The 15,328-nt window shown below is 49.0% G+C and carries 19 protein-coding genes; 15 read left to right on the forward strand and 4 right to left on the reverse strand.

Annotation, left to right across the window (positions count from 1 at the left end):
- Positions 1 to 10 precede the first annotated feature (10 nt).
- Positions 11 to 1,729, forward strand: a complete 1,719-nt coding sequence (locus tag WDB70_RS06510) for a DUF3466 family protein (RefSeq protein ID WP_406667785.1) — start codon at positions 11 to 13, stop codon at positions 1,727 to 1,729.
- Positions 1,730 to 1,919: 190 nt separating this feature from the next.
- Positions 1,920 to 2,099 carry a ribosome modulation factor gene (gene rmf, locus WDB70_RS06515; RefSeq protein ID WP_406667787.1) on the forward strand — a complete coding sequence of 60 codons (180 nt, stop codon included), beginning with the start codon at positions 1,920 to 1,922 and terminating at the stop codon, positions 2,097 to 2,099.
- Between the two features lie 43 nt (positions 2,100 to 2,142).
- Here rmf and fabA read toward each other — a convergent pair whose 3' ends face one another.
- Both fabA and WDB70_RS06525 read right to left on the reverse strand, forming a co-directional pair.
- Entirely contained in the window at positions 2,143 to 2,661 is a 519-nt protein-coding gene (fabA, locus tag WDB70_RS06520) for a 3-hydroxyacyl-[acyl-carrier-protein] dehydratase FabA (protein WP_406667789.1), read from the reverse strand.
- Positions 2,662 to 2,740: 79 nt separating this feature from the next.
- On the reverse strand, positions 2,741 to 4,615 hold the full coding sequence (locus tag WDB70_RS06525) for an AAA family ATPase (protein ID WP_406667791.1): 1,875 nt from the start codon (positions 4,613 to 4,615) through the stop codon (positions 2,741 to 2,743).
- A 177-nt stretch (positions 4,616 to 4,792) separates the two neighbouring features.
- Here WDB70_RS06525 and WDB70_RS06530 point away from each other — a divergent pair, with 177 nt between their 5' ends.
- Both WDB70_RS06530 and WDB70_RS06535 read left to right on the forward strand, forming a co-directional pair.
- Positions 4,793 to 5,434 carry a peroxiredoxin gene (locus WDB70_RS06530; RefSeq protein ID WP_406667793.1) on the forward strand — a complete coding sequence of 214 codons (642 nt, stop codon included), beginning with the start codon at positions 4,793 to 4,795 and terminating at the stop codon, positions 5,432 to 5,434.
- 66 nt (positions 5,435 to 5,500) lie between these two features.
- A complete protein-coding gene (locus WDB70_RS06535; RefSeq protein ID WP_406667795.1) occupies positions 5,501 to 5,761 on the forward strand; it encodes an MBL fold metallo-hydrolase in 261 nt (86 codons plus the stop codon).
- Here the strand turns inward: WDB70_RS06535 and WDB70_RS06540 are convergent.
- Entirely contained in the window at positions 5,746 to 6,906 is a 1,161-nt protein-coding gene (locus WDB70_RS06540; RefSeq protein WP_406667797.1) for an integron integrase, read from the reverse strand. The two genes, WDB70_RS06535 and WDB70_RS06540, sit on opposite strands and share 16 nt — an antisense overlap.
- Before the next feature lie 194 nt (positions 6,907 to 7,100).
- Here WDB70_RS06540 and WDB70_RS06545 point away from each other — a divergent pair, with 194 nt between their 5' ends.
- The 9 genes from WDB70_RS06545 (at position 7,101) to WDB70_RS06585 (ending at position 12,413) form a co-directional block, all read left to right on the forward strand.
- The gene (locus WDB70_RS06545; protein ID WP_406667799.1) at positions 7,101 to 7,499 is read left to right on the forward strand and encodes a hypothetical protein; all 399 of its coding nucleotides are present in this window, start codon (positions 7,101 to 7,103) and stop codon (positions 7,497 to 7,499) included.
- A gap of 68 nt (positions 7,500 to 7,567) precedes the next feature.
- Complete coding sequence (locus WDB70_RS06550) at positions 7,568 to 8,011, forward strand: hypothetical protein (protein ID WP_406667801.1); 444 nt, start codon at positions 7,568 to 7,570, stop codon at positions 8,009 to 8,011.
- Positions 8,012 to 8,110: 99 nt separating this feature from the next.
- Complete coding sequence (locus tag WDB70_RS06555; RefSeq protein WP_406667803.1) at positions 8,111 to 8,749, forward strand: hypothetical protein; 639 nt, start codon at positions 8,111 to 8,113, stop codon at positions 8,747 to 8,749.
- A gap of 93 nt (positions 8,750 to 8,842) precedes the next feature.
- Positions 8,843 to 9,187 (forward strand): hypothetical protein, encoded by a 345-nt coding sequence (locus WDB70_RS06560; protein ID WP_406667805.1) that lies wholly within the window; start codon positions 8,843 to 8,845, stop codon positions 9,185 to 9,187.
- Between the two features lie 97 nt (positions 9,188 to 9,284).
- On the forward strand, positions 9,285 to 9,623 hold the full coding sequence (locus WDB70_RS06565; RefSeq protein WP_347693121.1) for a hypothetical protein: 339 nt from the start codon (positions 9,285 to 9,287) through the stop codon (positions 9,621 to 9,623).
- Between the two features lie 87 nt (positions 9,624 to 9,710).
- Entirely contained in the window at positions 9,711 to 10,055 is a 345-nt protein-coding gene (locus WDB70_RS06570) for a hypothetical protein (protein ID WP_406667805.1), read from the forward strand.
- 119 nt (positions 10,056 to 10,174) lie between these two features.
- Positions 10,175 to 10,369, forward strand: a complete 195-nt coding sequence (locus WDB70_RS06575; protein WP_406667808.1) for a hypothetical protein — start codon at positions 10,175 to 10,177, stop codon at positions 10,367 to 10,369.
- Positions 10,370 to 10,982: 613 nt separating this feature from the next.
- A complete protein-coding gene (locus WDB70_RS06580; RefSeq protein WP_406667810.1) occupies positions 10,983 to 11,651 on the forward strand; it encodes an MBL fold metallo-hydrolase in 669 nt (222 codons plus the stop codon).
- A gap of 12 nt (positions 11,652 to 11,663) precedes the next feature.
- Positions 11,664 to 12,413, forward strand: a complete 750-nt coding sequence (locus WDB70_RS06585) for a sulfite exporter TauE/SafE family protein (protein WP_406667812.1) — start codon at positions 11,664 to 11,666, stop codon at positions 12,411 to 12,413.
- Positions 12,414 to 12,574: 161 nt separating this feature from the next.
- Here the strand turns inward: WDB70_RS06585 and WDB70_RS06590 are convergent, their stop codons facing one another.
- The gene (locus WDB70_RS06590; RefSeq protein WP_406667814.1) at positions 12,575 to 13,003 is read right to left on the reverse strand and encodes a hypothetical protein; all 429 of its coding nucleotides are present in this window, start codon (positions 13,001 to 13,003) and stop codon (positions 12,575 to 12,577) included.
- Between the two features lie 266 nt (positions 13,004 to 13,269).
- Between WDB70_RS06590 and ccoN the strand changes: the two genes are divergently transcribed.
- Complete coding sequence (ccoN, locus tag WDB70_RS06595; RefSeq protein WP_406667816.1) at positions 13,270 to 14,703, forward strand: cytochrome-c oxidase, cbb3-type subunit I; 1,434 nt, start codon at positions 13,270 to 13,272, stop codon at positions 14,701 to 14,703.
- 11 nt (positions 14,704 to 14,714) lie between these two features.
- Positions 14,715 to 15,320 (forward strand): cytochrome-c oxidase, cbb3-type subunit II, encoded by a 606-nt coding sequence (gene ccoO, locus WDB70_RS06600; RefSeq protein ID WP_406667818.1) that lies wholly within the window; start codon positions 14,715 to 14,717, stop codon positions 15,318 to 15,320.
- Positions 15,321 to 15,328: the final 8 nt, after the last annotated feature.

The following is a 15,328-nucleotide window of genomic DNA, read 5'->3' on the forward strand; positions in this document are numbered from 1 at the left end:
AACAGATTTCATGAAAAAACACCTCTTATCTCTTTCGCTGGTCGCCTTGGCCACCACTCAGGCCATGGCTGCCAGCAGCTACCGGCTGGAGGTCATTGACGGCCCAGTTGGTAAATATAATATTCAAGCACAGTCTATAACGCCTGATGGGCGCATTGTCGGTGCAATCATTAGTCGTATTCGTTATAACGCTGATAGCGATACTTATGTCGATAACATGGGCTTTTTAGACTCCGACCAACTAGCTTCACTGTCCAGTACAATGAAGTTAAAGGGGGAGCTTGTTTCAGCAACTGATTTATCTATGAAAGTTGCTGGAACGTCATTTGGCTTTTTAAGTGCCCCTGATATTACTCTGGATAAAGCCTTCGGCTCGAGTGCAAACACTGATATAAGTGTTTGGTCAAAGTTGATGAAAGTATCCGATCAAAACAAATTCGGTAATGGCAGTGCAATATGGCAACAGACTTCTTATCAGGATTCGGACGGCAATTCTGCCACTGGGTATTATCGTCAGTTCTATGTAAGAGGGTTCCTTGAGAATGCACAAGGAACTCAAGTAGCACAGCCAGTTTATACGCTGCCTGGTGTCGATAGTGGTGAAACAGCAGGTGCAGATAGAATTGGTGGTGAATCACTGATTGCTGATGCAAACAGCCAATGGGCGGTTGGCACATCATCTGTCGCACTTACGTCATCTGGACAGAGTGCATATGACGGGTGCAATAGCAGTACTATTGGGGTTCCTGCCATATTATGTTTCAGAAGCTCTGGTCTAATAGGTATCCCTGGAAGTGGTAAATACCAAGATCAAGCAACATATTGGCCCATCAGTAATGGATCTTTAGGTGCTCCTGTTGCCCTTGGAGGATTAATCAGCAAACAGGGCAATGAATTAGAAGAAAATATAGTCTCGTCGCTCAGAGCTGTAAATAGCAATGGCATTGCTGTTGGAACCTCTGTGGATAGAAATAGTAATGGGAACCTACTGGTAGGAGCTGGTGGCCAGGGTGCTGTAGCAACGGTCTTTGACCTCAATACAGGTAAAGCAATTAAAGCCATTAATGATGTTAACTCTGACAATTTCCTGAGTTCTGAGGCCAACGATATCAATAATAGTGGTATTGTAGTGGGTGCTCGTACAAAGCAAGATGGTTCTTATACACTGAAGCAATTCTTCGTATACAACACTCAGGATGACAGCATCAGCTACCCGGATACTTTTTATGCTTCGGCTAATTCGACTGCCAATGCCATTAACGACCAGGGGCTGGTTGTTGGTTCTGCCGATTGGGAGCGGTTGCCGCCGTCCAGCAGCCGCCGACGTCATGCCTTTATTTATGACACCAGCACGAAGACTTTCACGGATCTAAATAATTTGCTGGAATTTGACAGTAGCCTGGTAACCCAGGATTATTCCGGTAGCACCTGTAATGCCCGAGCTGATTGGGTGCTGGAAGATGCAGTTGCCATTAATGATAACGGTGATATAGCCGCCACAGCTGTTACTACCTTACGTGACAGCAGCGGTGCACCGATACTGGATGCCGATGGCAACAAGCAATATGTGCTGCGGGCAGTCAAACTGGTGCCGACAGCCGATACACCGCAAAGCTGTACTGCCGAGCAGGATCAGCCCTATAAACGCAAAGGCGCCAGCTTTGGTTTTTGGGGCGTGTTGGCGATGGCCGGGCTAGGATTTTGGCGACGTCGACATAATCGAGTTTGACGATAGATAGCCGCCCATCAGGGCGGTTTTTTTTGAAATAAAAAATTCAGAAACAAGTCAACTATTTACCTGACTGATTCAACTACAATGAGCGATCACTGTTTGCTTCGTGCCTCGAAAAAGCCTAAAGATGGAGGGGTAGGGCATCGCCCTACCGTTTCTTTTTCCGCTGTACAAGAGGATTTCCCGCATGAAGAGACAAAAACGTGACCGTCTTGAAAGAGCGCTATCCCGTGGTTACCAAGCCGGTATCGGAGGCCGCTCCAAAGAAGCTTGTCCTTATCAGAACCTCGACGCGCGAAGTCACTGGCTGTCAGGTTGGCGAGCCGCAATCGAAGACAGAGTCATGAACGGTGTAGCCCTCAAGTAACAAAAAAGCCCTGCATATGCAGGGCTTTTTGCTGGAAAGGACCTCAGAAGCTGGAGGTGTCTTTAAATAACCCGACCTTAAGATCCTTGGCGGTATAAATAACACGGCCATCTACTGCCACTTCACCATCACCGATGCCCATGATGAGGCTACGATTGATCAAGCGCTTGATGGAGATACGGTAAGTTACTTTTTTGGCCGTTGGCAGGATCTGGCCAGTAAATTTGACTTCGCCAACCCCCAATGCCCGGCCCTTGCCGGGGCCACCCTGCCAGCCGAGGAAAAAGCCGACCAGTTGCCACATGGCATCAAGCCCAAGGCAGCCTGGCATGACCGGGTCGCCAGGGAAGTGACAGTCAAAAAACCACAGATCAGGGTTGATATCCAGCTCTGCCACCACTTCGCCTTTGCCGTATTCACCACCCTCCAGTGCAATGTGGGAAATGCGGTCAATCATCAGCATATTGGGGGCTGGCAGCTGGCTGTTACCGGGGCCAAATAACTCACCCCGAGAGCAGGCCAGTAATTCGTCACGGTTGAAACTGTGTTTGTCTGTATGCACTGTGGTTATCCTTCATTGCAAATCGCCGCCAAGGTTAGCGAACAACTGTACGCTAAACAACGCAGACCAGCGAGCAAATTCAGCGTTTGAACCTGGTTTTAAAGAGGTTCCACAGACTTCCTGTACCCTCATCCGGATCATTGAGCTTCGCCAGGCTGGCATGTATACGGCCGTACACTGAATCTGCTGGGTATTGCCCCTCTGGGTTGGCTTTTCCGGCGGGGGTAGCCAGCAGCAATGCCAGTGCATCTTCAATATGTTCAATAACCCAGATATGAAACCGTCTTTTTGTGACGGCTTGACGCATTTCCTGTGACAGCATCAACTGCTGCGCATTGGCGTGGGGTATCAACACCCCTTGTTCACCAGAAAGACCCCGGGCTTTGCACAAGGCGTAGAAGCCTTCAACCTTGGCATTAATGGCGCCGATAGCTTGGACATTACCGAACTGATCGACCGCACCGGTAATGGCGATATCCTGACGCACTGGCAGTTCTGCCAAGGCAGATAACAGCGCCACCAGTTCGGCGGCGGAGGCGGAGTCGCCATCCACCTCATTGTATGACTGCTCAAACACCAGCGAGGCTGATAACGGCAATGGGTTTTGCTTGGCAAAGTGGCTGGCAATAAACGCAGATAGGATCATGACGCCCTTGGCGTGCAGATTGCCGCCGAGTTCACACTTGCGCTCAATATCCATGACGTCACCATCACCAAAATGCACTGTGGCAGTGATCCGGGTGGGTTCGCCAAATACGACGTTACCAAGATCCAACACCGTCAGACCATTGACTTGGCCTATTTTGGTGCCACTAGAGTCAATAATGATGTGCTGGCGCAATATGCTGTCCTGAGAAACATGCTGGGGCAGTGCCAGAGCATGCTGACGTTGGGCGATAGCCTCTGCTATGGCCTTGGCGTCTATGCGGCCACCCTGAGTAAGGGTATCTGCCCGGGCCAGAACTTCATCAAAGCGGTGGTGGGCCAGCAGTAACCGCTGCTGATCTTCAGCCAGTCGGCAACTGTATTGCAGCAGTGTCGCCAGGGCATCATCAGTGGCTGGCCGCCAGTTGTGCTGCTGGCAGCGCCAAGCCAGGTGCGCAGCCAAGGCTGGAGCTTCCTCTAACGGCAGCTCCGCTTTGAATTCTGCAAAGTAGGGCGCCAGTACCGGCAATTCCCTATCCAGGTCCAGTAACTCCAGATAGTCCTGGCGATCACCTAGCAGGATGAGCTTCAACGATAATGGCACCGGTTCAGGTGCATACCCGTTTTTGACTGGTTGCCAAGGGAGTTGCTGGCTTAACAGCGCTGCTTTGAGCCTGAACCACAATGTGGGGGCGGTGCGCATGGCTGCGGCAGGGAGCAGCAGATATCCGCCATTGGCTTTATGGAGATCACCGGCGATGATGCTGTTAAGGTCGGCTTGCTCACTGGCTGCCAAAGTACCAAACAGGCGTTCCTCGGTGACATGCTGGCAGTAGACAACAGGAGCCTCCGCCTGCTGCTGGCTGACCAGCATTTTCACCGTAATGCTGCCGTCAGCCAGCAGGGCACCCAGTTGTTGTCGGTGCGCCTCATCGGCGATAGGTAATGTTGCTAAAGACAGAGGGGCCGACGTCTCACGTAACTGCTGGTAAAAGGCCTGGCCCTGACCTGGCAGCAATGGCAGGCATATTGGCCGCTGAGGATCGCCGGCACTTTCGATATAGCACCAGTCATAATAGGGCGCATGGCTGGTGCCGTTAACCAGGGCGGCGCTTACCATGGCCGGTAAGTCCATTATTTCCAACGGTGCCGACGCAAAAACATGTGCCTGAGGGCGGCGGTCAGCCTGTGCCTGCTGTAATTCACGTACGGCAGGCAATTGGCCAACCAAAAAGCCATCAGCAGGCTCCACCTGACAGGGGGGGATATGTTTATAAAGTGCAGTGGCCGGTAGGCGGGTGGCTGACATGGCAACATCAATTCCATTAAAAAAGGGATTTTATCATGCCTTTGCTGTAGCAGCGCGGCTTGCGTAGCAAGCAATCGATTTATACGAACGTGTTCATTGCCTTTATTTATAACCACATGTTATTTGTATATTCTATATTGTCATATGTGTTCATTGATATCCCCCAGGAGAACCCTTATGACTGATACAACACTTGCTTTCCCACAGTTAAATAAACCGGCGCCGGCTTTTGAGGCAAAAACCACTCACGGTGTGAAGACACTGGCTGACTACAAGGGAAAATGGCTGGTGCTGTTTTCTCACCCGGCTGACTTCACTCCCGTTTGCACCACGGAGTTTATGGCTTTTGCCAAACGTGCAGATGATTTTGCGGCCCTAAACTGCGAACTACTGGGGCTGTCGATTGACAGTGTCCATTCACACATTGCCTGGTCACGAAATATCGAAGAAAAGTTTGGCGTGACCATTCCTTTCCCAATCATCGCTGACTTATCAATGGCAGTAGCCAATGCCTATGGCATGGTGCAACCTGGCGCCAGTGATACCTCTGCGGTGCGCGCAACCTTCCTTATTGATCCAGAGGGTATTTTGCGTGCCATGGTCTATTACCCGATGAGTAATGGCCGTTCGGTTGATGAATTTGTACGTTTGGTGAAGGCTTTGCAAACCAGTGATGCTAACGGTGTCGCTACACCAGAAAACTGGCACGAAGGGGATGATGTCATCGTGCCACCACCGGCTACCATGGAGGAAGCTAAAGGCCGCAAAGATGCAGGCTATGACTACACTGACTGGTACTTCAGCAAGCGCAAACTATAAGTCGTTAATATTAAACAAAGGGGGCCAAGGCCCCCTTTGTTATCAGCGACTAAGGAGTAAACCATTATGCCCAACACATTGAAAGTTGAAGCTTTTCTCGATAACGACAGCGAAACTTTCAGCTACGTGGTAGCTGACACTCTCAGCAGTGGCGCAGTCATTATCGATCCAGTGCTTGATTTTGACTATAAGTCGGGCCGGACTGCTACAGATAGTGTTGATAAGATCCTTGCCTATATTCAGGCTAACGAGCTTGAGGTAGGGTGGATCCTCGAAACGCATGCCCATGCTGATCATCTGGGTCGCCTTTTTTATGCGGCGTTATAAGGCAACAATCCTTCATTAATATCGTTTCTTAACAGCGCATCAACCGGGCTCAAGGTGCCGGCTCGACGGTTTCCTACCACATGAGTATAAATTTCCGTGGTTTTTAAATCGGTATGGCCAAGCAGCTCCTGGACTGTACGTATATCAGTGCCTTGTTGCAGTAAGCGAGTTGCAAAGGAATGCCTGAAGGTATGAGCCGTTACCCGTTTGTTGATTTGCGCCTGAAGCACCGCTTTTCTCAACTGCTTGCGGTAACTGGAAGGGTGTAAATGATGCCGACAAATATAGCCATCATGAGGGTGTTGGCAACGGGTGACAGAAGGAAATACATATTGCCAGGAGAAGTCTTTAAGCGAATCCCCGTATTTTTTATGCAGTGACGGCAAAACCGATGTTGACCCGTAACCCTCGTCCAGATCCTGCTGATGAATAGTCAAAGCCGTTTGAATTTGTGCCTTTAGCGGCGTGACCAACCCCTCAGGTAACAGGGTATAACGATCTTTGCCTCCCTTACCCCGGAAGATAAACAAGGAATGATCATAAAAATTTACGTCTTTTACCCGGAGTCTCAATGCTTCATGGATGCGCAGCCCCGAACCGTAGAGCAGGGCGGTGAGCAGCTTCGTTTGTCCTCGCATAAATGACAGTATGGCATTTACCTCCTGAGGGCTTAAAACCGTAGGTAAATTACGGGGGGCTTTTGCGTAACCATAAGCCAAGCCAACCAGCTCCCGATGCAATACATGACGGTACATAAAGACGATGGCACATAGGGCCAGATTCTGAGTCGCCGGACTCACCTTCCGGTTCGCTGCAAGATGGTTTAAAAAAGCCTCGATATGCTGATTGTCCATCTTTCCCGGATGGAGCATGCCATGAAAGCGAATTAAGCAGCGAACCCAATGCATATAACATTTCTCAGTACGAATACTGTATTGGCGAGTACGCAGTTCAGTGCGCAACGTTTCCATAAAAGCAGAGCGACCCATCATTAACTCCCATATCACATAGCTGTACATATATACAGTTATAATAGAAAGCTCATCATTTAGCCAATTCAAGCGTTTTTTATCGCGAACTAATTCTCGCTTTGCCTCTAAAGCCAATACGTAACCTATTGGAATAAAACAAAAAACCAACAGCATTGCGTTTTGATCGAGACCTCGTTTACACTAAAGTCTCGCTTTGCCCGAACAGCTCAAGACCAAAACACGGCCAGCAAAGAGAGCTAACGCACTGAAATTAAGGGATTAACATGAAGAAAGCAGGGGCGCAACACCAGCAACACCGCCGACATTATCGCGAATTCACACTAATAAGCTGTTACGTTTCTTGAAATATGGAAGAGCTAGAAGTAAATGGCCACTGGCCAGCGATAGAAAAACAATCTCTTCAAGAGCTGATTGTGCAGGAATTCTGGTGTGACGGAGTTCTAGAAGAACCAGCCAATGTGGTCTATTTAAGAGTTACCAACCATTGGTTTAGGCTGTACTTCGATTGTGGAATTGTCTTTTGGCGTAACGGTAACGAAGGCTTAGAAGATGAGCTGGCTTCAAGAAGCGATGATACTGGCTATCCGTTAATAGATTTAGCCGAGAAGCTGTGTATAAAAGGTGCTGAAATAATACAGTGCAGCGGTAAGGTGGTTCCCGGCGGCTCAGAGATTGAATTTCAACTTAAAGATAAACAGCCAGTTATTTTTCAGTGTATTAACGATGTTACAAGCATCAAAACGTAACAAGCGCATGTTGTCGGACTGGTTTTCCGCTGCGCTCCAAACCTGCCGCAAATGCGGGCGTTAGGCGAATGGAAGAAATGAAGCCAGGAATTACCTTTGAAAATATATGGCATGATGAAGATATGTATGAATTCAAAATATCTTCTTGTGACGGCGCGTCGGTTTTCGTGAATAAAGTCTATGTGGGCTATGGAACCTTCGATGAAACAATATCGGCTTTGGATACATTTAAGCATCAGGTGTATGGCGGAATCTACGATATTGAATTTGGCTCGTTCGGCCCCGAATATGCTAGTGGAGCCTTTCAAGCTAGGTTCCACTTTCAAGAAAAAGGCAGAGTTCACATTACTGTAAAAGCCCAATCGGAGTATGAAGATTTTGGCAAGAAGAATGTAGCTAGCGAAGCAACACTGTATTTGTCAACTGAGCCAGCGCAATTGGACAACTTCATCGTTAGCTTAAAGTCACTCAATAACGGTAATACTAATAGTGCACACCTTGAATGCGCCTAACAAGGTGGTGTTGTTCGCCGCTACGCGTCTGGGACAGCCTACGCGTTGCTTCGGCTGCCCCAAACCACGGCGTTAAGCATTTCTAGTAGGGAGAATTGTGTGTCAGAAAGCGACCAAAATAATAGTGAAAGAAATGATAAATCCACAAAAGTTGCCGTCATTGTCAATCAATCTTCTGATGATAGAGAAGATGAAGATGTTCTAGCACTGAAGGCATTATTCAAAACCACTCTGGAAACTAGAAATTTTGAAATTTCCATGCTGGTTCAAAGAAACAATTTTTTTATGATATTCCAGGGTGTCTTACTTGCTGGTCTTATTCAATCTTCTCATGCCAAACCTGTCGTAAGCTTTATGGTGTGCTTAGCAGGATTTTTAGTGTCAGTTTTTCAAGCACAAATGGCAGCAGGCGCTAAATTTTGGCAAGAATACTGGGAAGAGGTTTTGCATCAAATTGAGCGAGAGCTACTTGAATCAATGAGTAATGGTGCATCCGGTAGAAGAAAGAAGTTTTACCTATTTCATGACGAGGTAGGTAGATATCGAGATATGGTACAAGATCGCTTGAAAAACCATGGCCATAGAATTTCTAACAGTCTTATACTCAAACGCTACTCTGTGAGTAGAATTCCGATTTATGTGGGTATCGTTTTTTCTGTTATATGGTTTTTCTTGGTGCTTTGCACTATGAAAGCTTATCCCCCGTTGGGTATTCCATCTTTCATCGTTGGTTTTTGACTCCATGCTTAACAAGGCCAAGCACATCGCCCGCAAAAAGCGCGGGCTGGACCTCGCTTCGCTCGGCCCGTGTTGGCGGCGTTAAGTGTCAGAATGAACTACGACGAATATATTAAGGAAGTTGAAAAGTTCTCAGATGATGGAGTGGTTTCTCGTCTGGGAAAGTATCTTTCAGAATGGAAGCAGGACGACACTGATGCCATTGAGCTGGCAGATTCAATTGAGCGATTCTTTGGCAATTCCTGGATTGAAAGAGAGGAAACACATAATCACTTGTATCGCCTCTGGTGTAAATTTAAAAAGGAGGCCATAGAAGGCATTGGGGGCATGACCATGAACGAGAGATTGTACTGGTTTGGTCTGTTCGATCGCTTTGAAAATTCGAAGTCAGAAGCTGCCCAAAAGGTAATTTATGCCAAGCTCTGTGCAAACACTTAACAAGCGCATGTTGTGCGCCCACTGCGTGGGTTGGGACCTCCGTTCCGCTGCGCTCCACTACGGCCCCAAATGCGGGCGTTAGTTGCCAAGGGCGATCATGAGAACTCTTCAATTACTGGGTTTTTTACTTGCACTTTCAGCTATAGCGTTAGGCTTTTATTTGTTAGCGCCGATCGATAGTGAAACATCTGAAGCTTCAGCCGGGGCGTCGGGGTTAGGCATCATGTTTATGGTTTTACCTATGCTTGGTTGGTCTGCTCTTATGTTGGTGCCATCGTCTATTGCATTGTTCAAAGAGGATGTGCGGCAAAAAACTTATTTCAAAGGATATTTTTGGGTAAGCTTGTGGAAGCTAAATGTTTTAATTTCAGCTTTGTACATAGCGGCAGTCTTATATTTTGCATATTTATGGGTAAGTGTCAGCGTTGGCAACTAACAAGGCGCATCACTCGCTCCCGTTGGTCGCTGGGACGTCAAACGCTAACGCGTTTTACCGCCCGTGTGCTTTGCGTTAAGTGTCAGAATGAACTACGACGAATATATTAAGGAAGTTGAAAAGTTCTCAGATGATGGAGTGGTTTCTCGTCTGGGAAAGTATCTTTCAGAATGGAAGCAGGACGACACTGATGCCATTGAGCTGGCAGATTCAATTGAGCGATTCTTTGGCAATTCCTGGATTGAAAGAGAGGAAACACATAATCACTTGTATCGCCTCTGGTGTAAATTTAAAAAGGAGGCCATAGAAGGCATTGGGGGCATGACCATGAACGAGAGATTGTACTGGTTTGGTCTGTTCGATCGCTTTGAAAATTCGAAGTCAGAAGCTGCCCAAAAGGTAATTTATGCCAAGCTCTGTGCAAACACTTAACAAGCGCATGTTGTGCGCCCACTGCGTGGGTTGGGACCTCCGTTCCGCTGCGCTCCACTACGGCCCCAAATGCGGGCGTTAGCTGCACTAGAAGTATTGTCAACAAGGAATTTGATTAAATGGAACAGAAAGGTAATAAGCCTAAATTAAAAGAGTCAAATGACCCTTTAGATCTATTACGTATGCAAACAGAATTTGCATTGCTTAGTTCAATCTTCAAATCGAAAACACTAGCAGTTATGGCTATTGTTGGAGTTTTGGCTTTTTCTGGATTTGGCTACTTTTTGTTTAAAATGGCTGCAAATCAGGCATAGTACAAAGTACAGCTAACAAGCCGCTATAGTGTGACAATGAACAACGGTTGGTGTTCTCGTCGCTAGCGCCAAGTTTAACACCAACCAACATTGCTCCTAAGCGGTGCGTTATTTGCCGCTGGTTTGAGAACATTGGAAACGTTGTCTGAGGTTGCAAGTGTTCGGTCCTGTTCCGTTTCACTGTGGCAGTCAGCCCAGGCACTTAACTTTGGTTAACGAATAGGGCTGTGGGCCTGCATTGAATTCCGCATCAGCAAAACGGTTGTGCCGGTAGCGCCACCTTGGCAAGGTGCAGGAGCTATGATTAAGTACCAATAGTGGCGCATTCAGCGCAAGTCGACAGTATGGAGCCGGAATTGGTTATTGTGTGCAGCCAGCGGGAGCGGTGTTGAAAGCCCCCAAGGCTAGCTTCAACCCGCATCAGCACTGAAAGGGAGTTTGTTCAACGTGGACTTATCACATAACAAGTTAAAGCAGCGAAAAACCACTCGCTGCGCTCCCGTTTCCCGCTGTTTAAAGCGTTGAACTCGCCGAGGAAACCTCGGAGATAGCCGGCTAGAAGTGCGGCGAGTTTGATTCGACAGCGGTTTGGTCCTATACCATAGTCCATGAAATGGACATTGCAGAGGTTGTTTCAAGACTACTGTCTGCAGCGCCTTATCTACGCGATAGGCTCGGAGCTCGCATTGGTATTGGTCGTCACATCACGCAAGTGCAGAACATCTTTAAAGACGTATTTCATCTAGAGAAAGAGTTTTTACCCAATGGTGCCCAGTTCGATCGCCTTTTCGATGACGGTGATGTATTGGCAGTCGGACATATGCAAATCCGGGTAATGCATACACCCGGCCACACACCTGCCGATTTAGCCTATATCATCAATGAGCAAGCGGCCTTTGTTTGCGATACATTATTTATGCCTGATGTGGGTACTGCCCGTTGTGACTTTCCTGGAGGCAGTGCCGTAACGCTATATCGGTCTATTCAGAAACTGCTGGCTCTACCCGACGATATGGCGATTTATGTCTGCCACGATTACCCGACCGAAGGTCGAGGCCACCAGTATCAAACAACGGTGGCGCAACAACGCGTAAATAACATCCATGTGGGTAGTGCGATCAGCGAAGATGAATTTGTTGCCCGCCGCGAGGCGCGCGATGCCACACTGGCGATGCCGCGGCTTATTTTACCGTCCATCCAGGTGAATATCAGGGCAGGGCAGCTGCCGCCGGCTGAGCAAAATGGAGTGCGTTACCTGAAAATACCCATCAACACATTATAAGGAACAAAAGGCATGCTGAGCGTTGTATTCGGTGCGTTGGTTATTGGCTTAAGTCTGGGGCTGTTAGGCTCCGGGGGCTCCATTCTGACTGTACCGGTATTGTTGTACCTGGTGGGCATGCCACCGGATCTGGCCATTGCGTCATCATTGCTGGTGGTGTTTGGCATCAGTCTGTTTAGTGGTTTGATCAAGATGCAACGGCGACAGGTATCCTGGTATCACGTCATGCTGTTTGGCTTGCCCGGCATGGCCGGTACCGTTATCGGGGCCACTTTAGGGCACTTGTCATCCAGCCATGTCCAGTTGACGGTGTTTGTGCTGTTAATGCTGGCGGCAGCGGTGTTGATGTGGCGTAGCCGCGTGCCTGACGCGGCTGTTGCCCATGGTAGCGCCAAGCCATTACCGTTACTGGCCAATGGGGTTGTTGTTGGTGTCATCACCGGTTTTGTCGGGGTTGGTGGTGGCTTTTTGATCGTGCCTGCTCTGGTGTTACTGGCGAGGTTACCGCTGGCATTAGCAACCGGTACCAGTTTAACGATCATTGCCATGAACTCTGCTGCCGGTTTTGCGAAATACCTGCAAAGTATGAGCGCTAGCGCGTTTGATTGGCAGGTTATTGCCATCATGATTGGCGGCGGGATAGCCGGCAGTATTGCCGGGATCTGGGTTGGTGAACGCATTCCCAGAGAGCTGATGCGAAAAGGCTTTGCCGTTTTTTTAGTGCTGGTTGCCGGAGTGATATTCAGCCAGTCGGTGCTTTAGTAAGGTGCCTGCGGCCTGGCGTATCCGGGCCGCAGATAATAGGTGGGAATACAGGGTGGTTCGTTTAATTACCTCATTTAACATAATATACATTATGCGCAATTGTGACTGGGGCTAGGGCTGGAGTTTACCAATAGACTTATACGTTGCGGTGGTATTAGTCATTTTCCCATTACCTCGTGGTGATGGCTGTGCTGCGTGTCATGTTCAGTGCTGGGGCTGTTTACAACAGTAAATATGTAATGCCGGCCATTGAGTTCAAAACCCCAGACCATGGCGTTATGTACGCAGCGTGCTAGCGTCACTTGGCCCGTCCATTGGTTGCCGTGTTTTTTTAACAGCATTGGTACGTCACCCATATACATGGAAACACCACTGACCCGTACCAGAGTTGGTACAGCCTTGGCTGAGCTGCTGATAGTAAATGTGACAGGTTGTTCAGCAACTGGCTGACTTGGCGTCATGCTCACGGTCAAAGGCCCTTGGGAACAGCTACCCATATTCAGATCGCAGCTGACCATGCTGGCCTGGGCTGGCAGTACTAGCGCTGTGGCCAGCAATGCCAGCGTTTTTGTACGAAGAACTGACACCTTTCTCTCCCGTTATCACAATGGCAACATCTTGCGATTTGTTACTGCACAAGGCCTTGATCTGGCACAGGTTAAGGTTACGCTTTGGATCGTAACGTATCGCCAAGGTTGCCCAGGTTCTTTTTTGGTTAGCTCATTATCTCATTTGTGTTTAATTTGAGTTAGTAGTTTGGGTTGATTCAGGTAGACTATGGCGCCGTATAGGCTCTGCTTGGGAGCTTTTCCTGAGCAGTCGTGTAGTTAAAACACATAGCAGCGGAAGCAAAATGATGAGTCAAACACATTCTCATGCTGACTATAACTACACTGTCGTCCGCCAATTTGCCCTTGTTACAGTGCTGTGGGGTATTGTCGGTATGACAGTGGGGGTGTTCATTGCCGCCCAGCTGGTTTGGCCGGCACTGAACTTTGATATTCCCTGGCTGACTTACAGTCGCCTGAGACCATTGCACACCAACGCGGTGATCTTTGCTTTTGGTACCAGCGCGCTGTTTGCCACCTCGTACTATGTAGTGCAGCGGACCTGTCAGGTACGGTTATTCAGCGACAAATTGGCGGCGTTTACCTTCTGGGGGTGGCAAGCAATTATTGTTGCCGCTGCCATTACCCTGCCAATGGGCTTCACTACCTCCAAAGAATATGCGGAGTTGGAGTGGCCTATTGATGTGGCCATTGCGGTGGTCTGGGTTGCTTATGCCATTGTCTTTTTCGGTACTTTGGTGAAACGAAAGACCAGCCACATTTATGTGGCCAACTGGTTTTTTGGCGCCTTCATCCTGACTGTTGCGGTATTGCATATCGTTAACTCGGCAGAAGTACCATTGTCAGCATGGAAGTCTTACTCACTGTATGCCGGTGCTGTCGACGCCATGGTGCAGTGGTGGTATGGCCATAATGCGGTAGGCTTTTTGCTGACAGCAGGCTTTTTGGGGATGATGTATTACTTCGTACCCAAGCAGGCTGGCCGCCCGGTCTACTCTTACCGGCTGTCTATCGTGCACTTCTGGGCACTGATTGCGACATATATCTGGGCAGGCCCGCACCATCTGCATTATACCGCCCTGCCCGACTGGACCCAGACCCTGGGGATGGTGATGTCCATTATCCTGTTCGCTCCCTCATGGGGCGGGATGATCAATGGCATCATGACCCTGTCCGGTGCTTGGCATAAGCTGCGTACTGACCCCATTTTGCGGTTCCTGATTGTGTCACTGTCGTTCTACGGCATGTCCACTTTTGAAGGACCGATGATGGCGATCAAGACCGTCAACGCCTTGTCTCACTATACCGACTGGACCATTGGCCATGTTCACTCCGGCGCCTTGGGCTGGGTGGCAATGGTGTCCATTGGCTCGCTATACCACTTGATCCCCGTATTGTTTGGGCAAAGCCGCATGTACTCGGTAAAACTCATTAACACCCATTTCTGGCTGGCCACTATCGGTGTCGTGCTTTACATCGTGGCGATGTGGATCAGCGGAGTGATGCAGGGAATGATGTGGCGCGCCGTTAACCCGGACGGCACCCTGGTGTATTCCTTCGTGGATACCGTGGTTGCTTCCAAACCGTTTTACATCATGCGCTTTATCGGTGGCCTGTTCTTTGTGAGCGGCATGCTGGTAATGGCATACAACACCTACCGCACTGTGTTTGCCCCCAAAGGGGCCTTGCAAGCGCAGCCTGAAGAACAGCTGGCATAAGGAGGTGTGACGTGAAAAACAAACATGAATTTATAGAAAAAAATGCCGGCTGGTTGGCGATCTTTATCGTTATCGCCATTTCCTTTGGTGGCCTGGTGGAGATCACCCCGCTGATGTTCCAGGGGCAGACCACCGAACCGGTTAAAGGCCTCAAGCCATACACCGCTCTGGAGCTGGAAGGCCGTGACATCTACATCCGTGAAGGTTGTGTGGGTTGTCACAGTCAGATGGTGCGTCCGTTCCGTCATGAAACGGAGCGCTATGGCCATTACTCGGTTGCCGGTGAATCGGTCTGGGAGCACCCTTTCTTGTGGGGTTCCAAGCGTACTGGCCCTGATTTGGCCCGGCTCGGCGGCCGTTATTCCGATGACTGGCATCGGGTACACCTGACTGACCCTCGTGCTGTGGTGCCGGAGTCGATCATGCCGGCCTACCCCTGGCTCAATGAGCAGAAGCTCGACGGTAAGCTGACCGCGAAAAAGATGAAAATCTTCCGCAGTTTTGGCGTGCCCTATAGCGACGAGCAAATTGCCAATGCCGAGCAGCAAGTCAAAGGCCATACCGAAATGGATGCCCTGGTTGCTTACCTGCAGTCTTTAGGCAAAGCCCTGAAGTAAGGGGAGCA

It is taken from the genome of Gallaecimonas aegicerasi, from assembly GCF_045291545.1.
Lineage (GTDB): Bacteria > Pseudomonadota > Gammaproteobacteria > Enterobacterales > Gallaecimonadaceae > Gallaecimonas.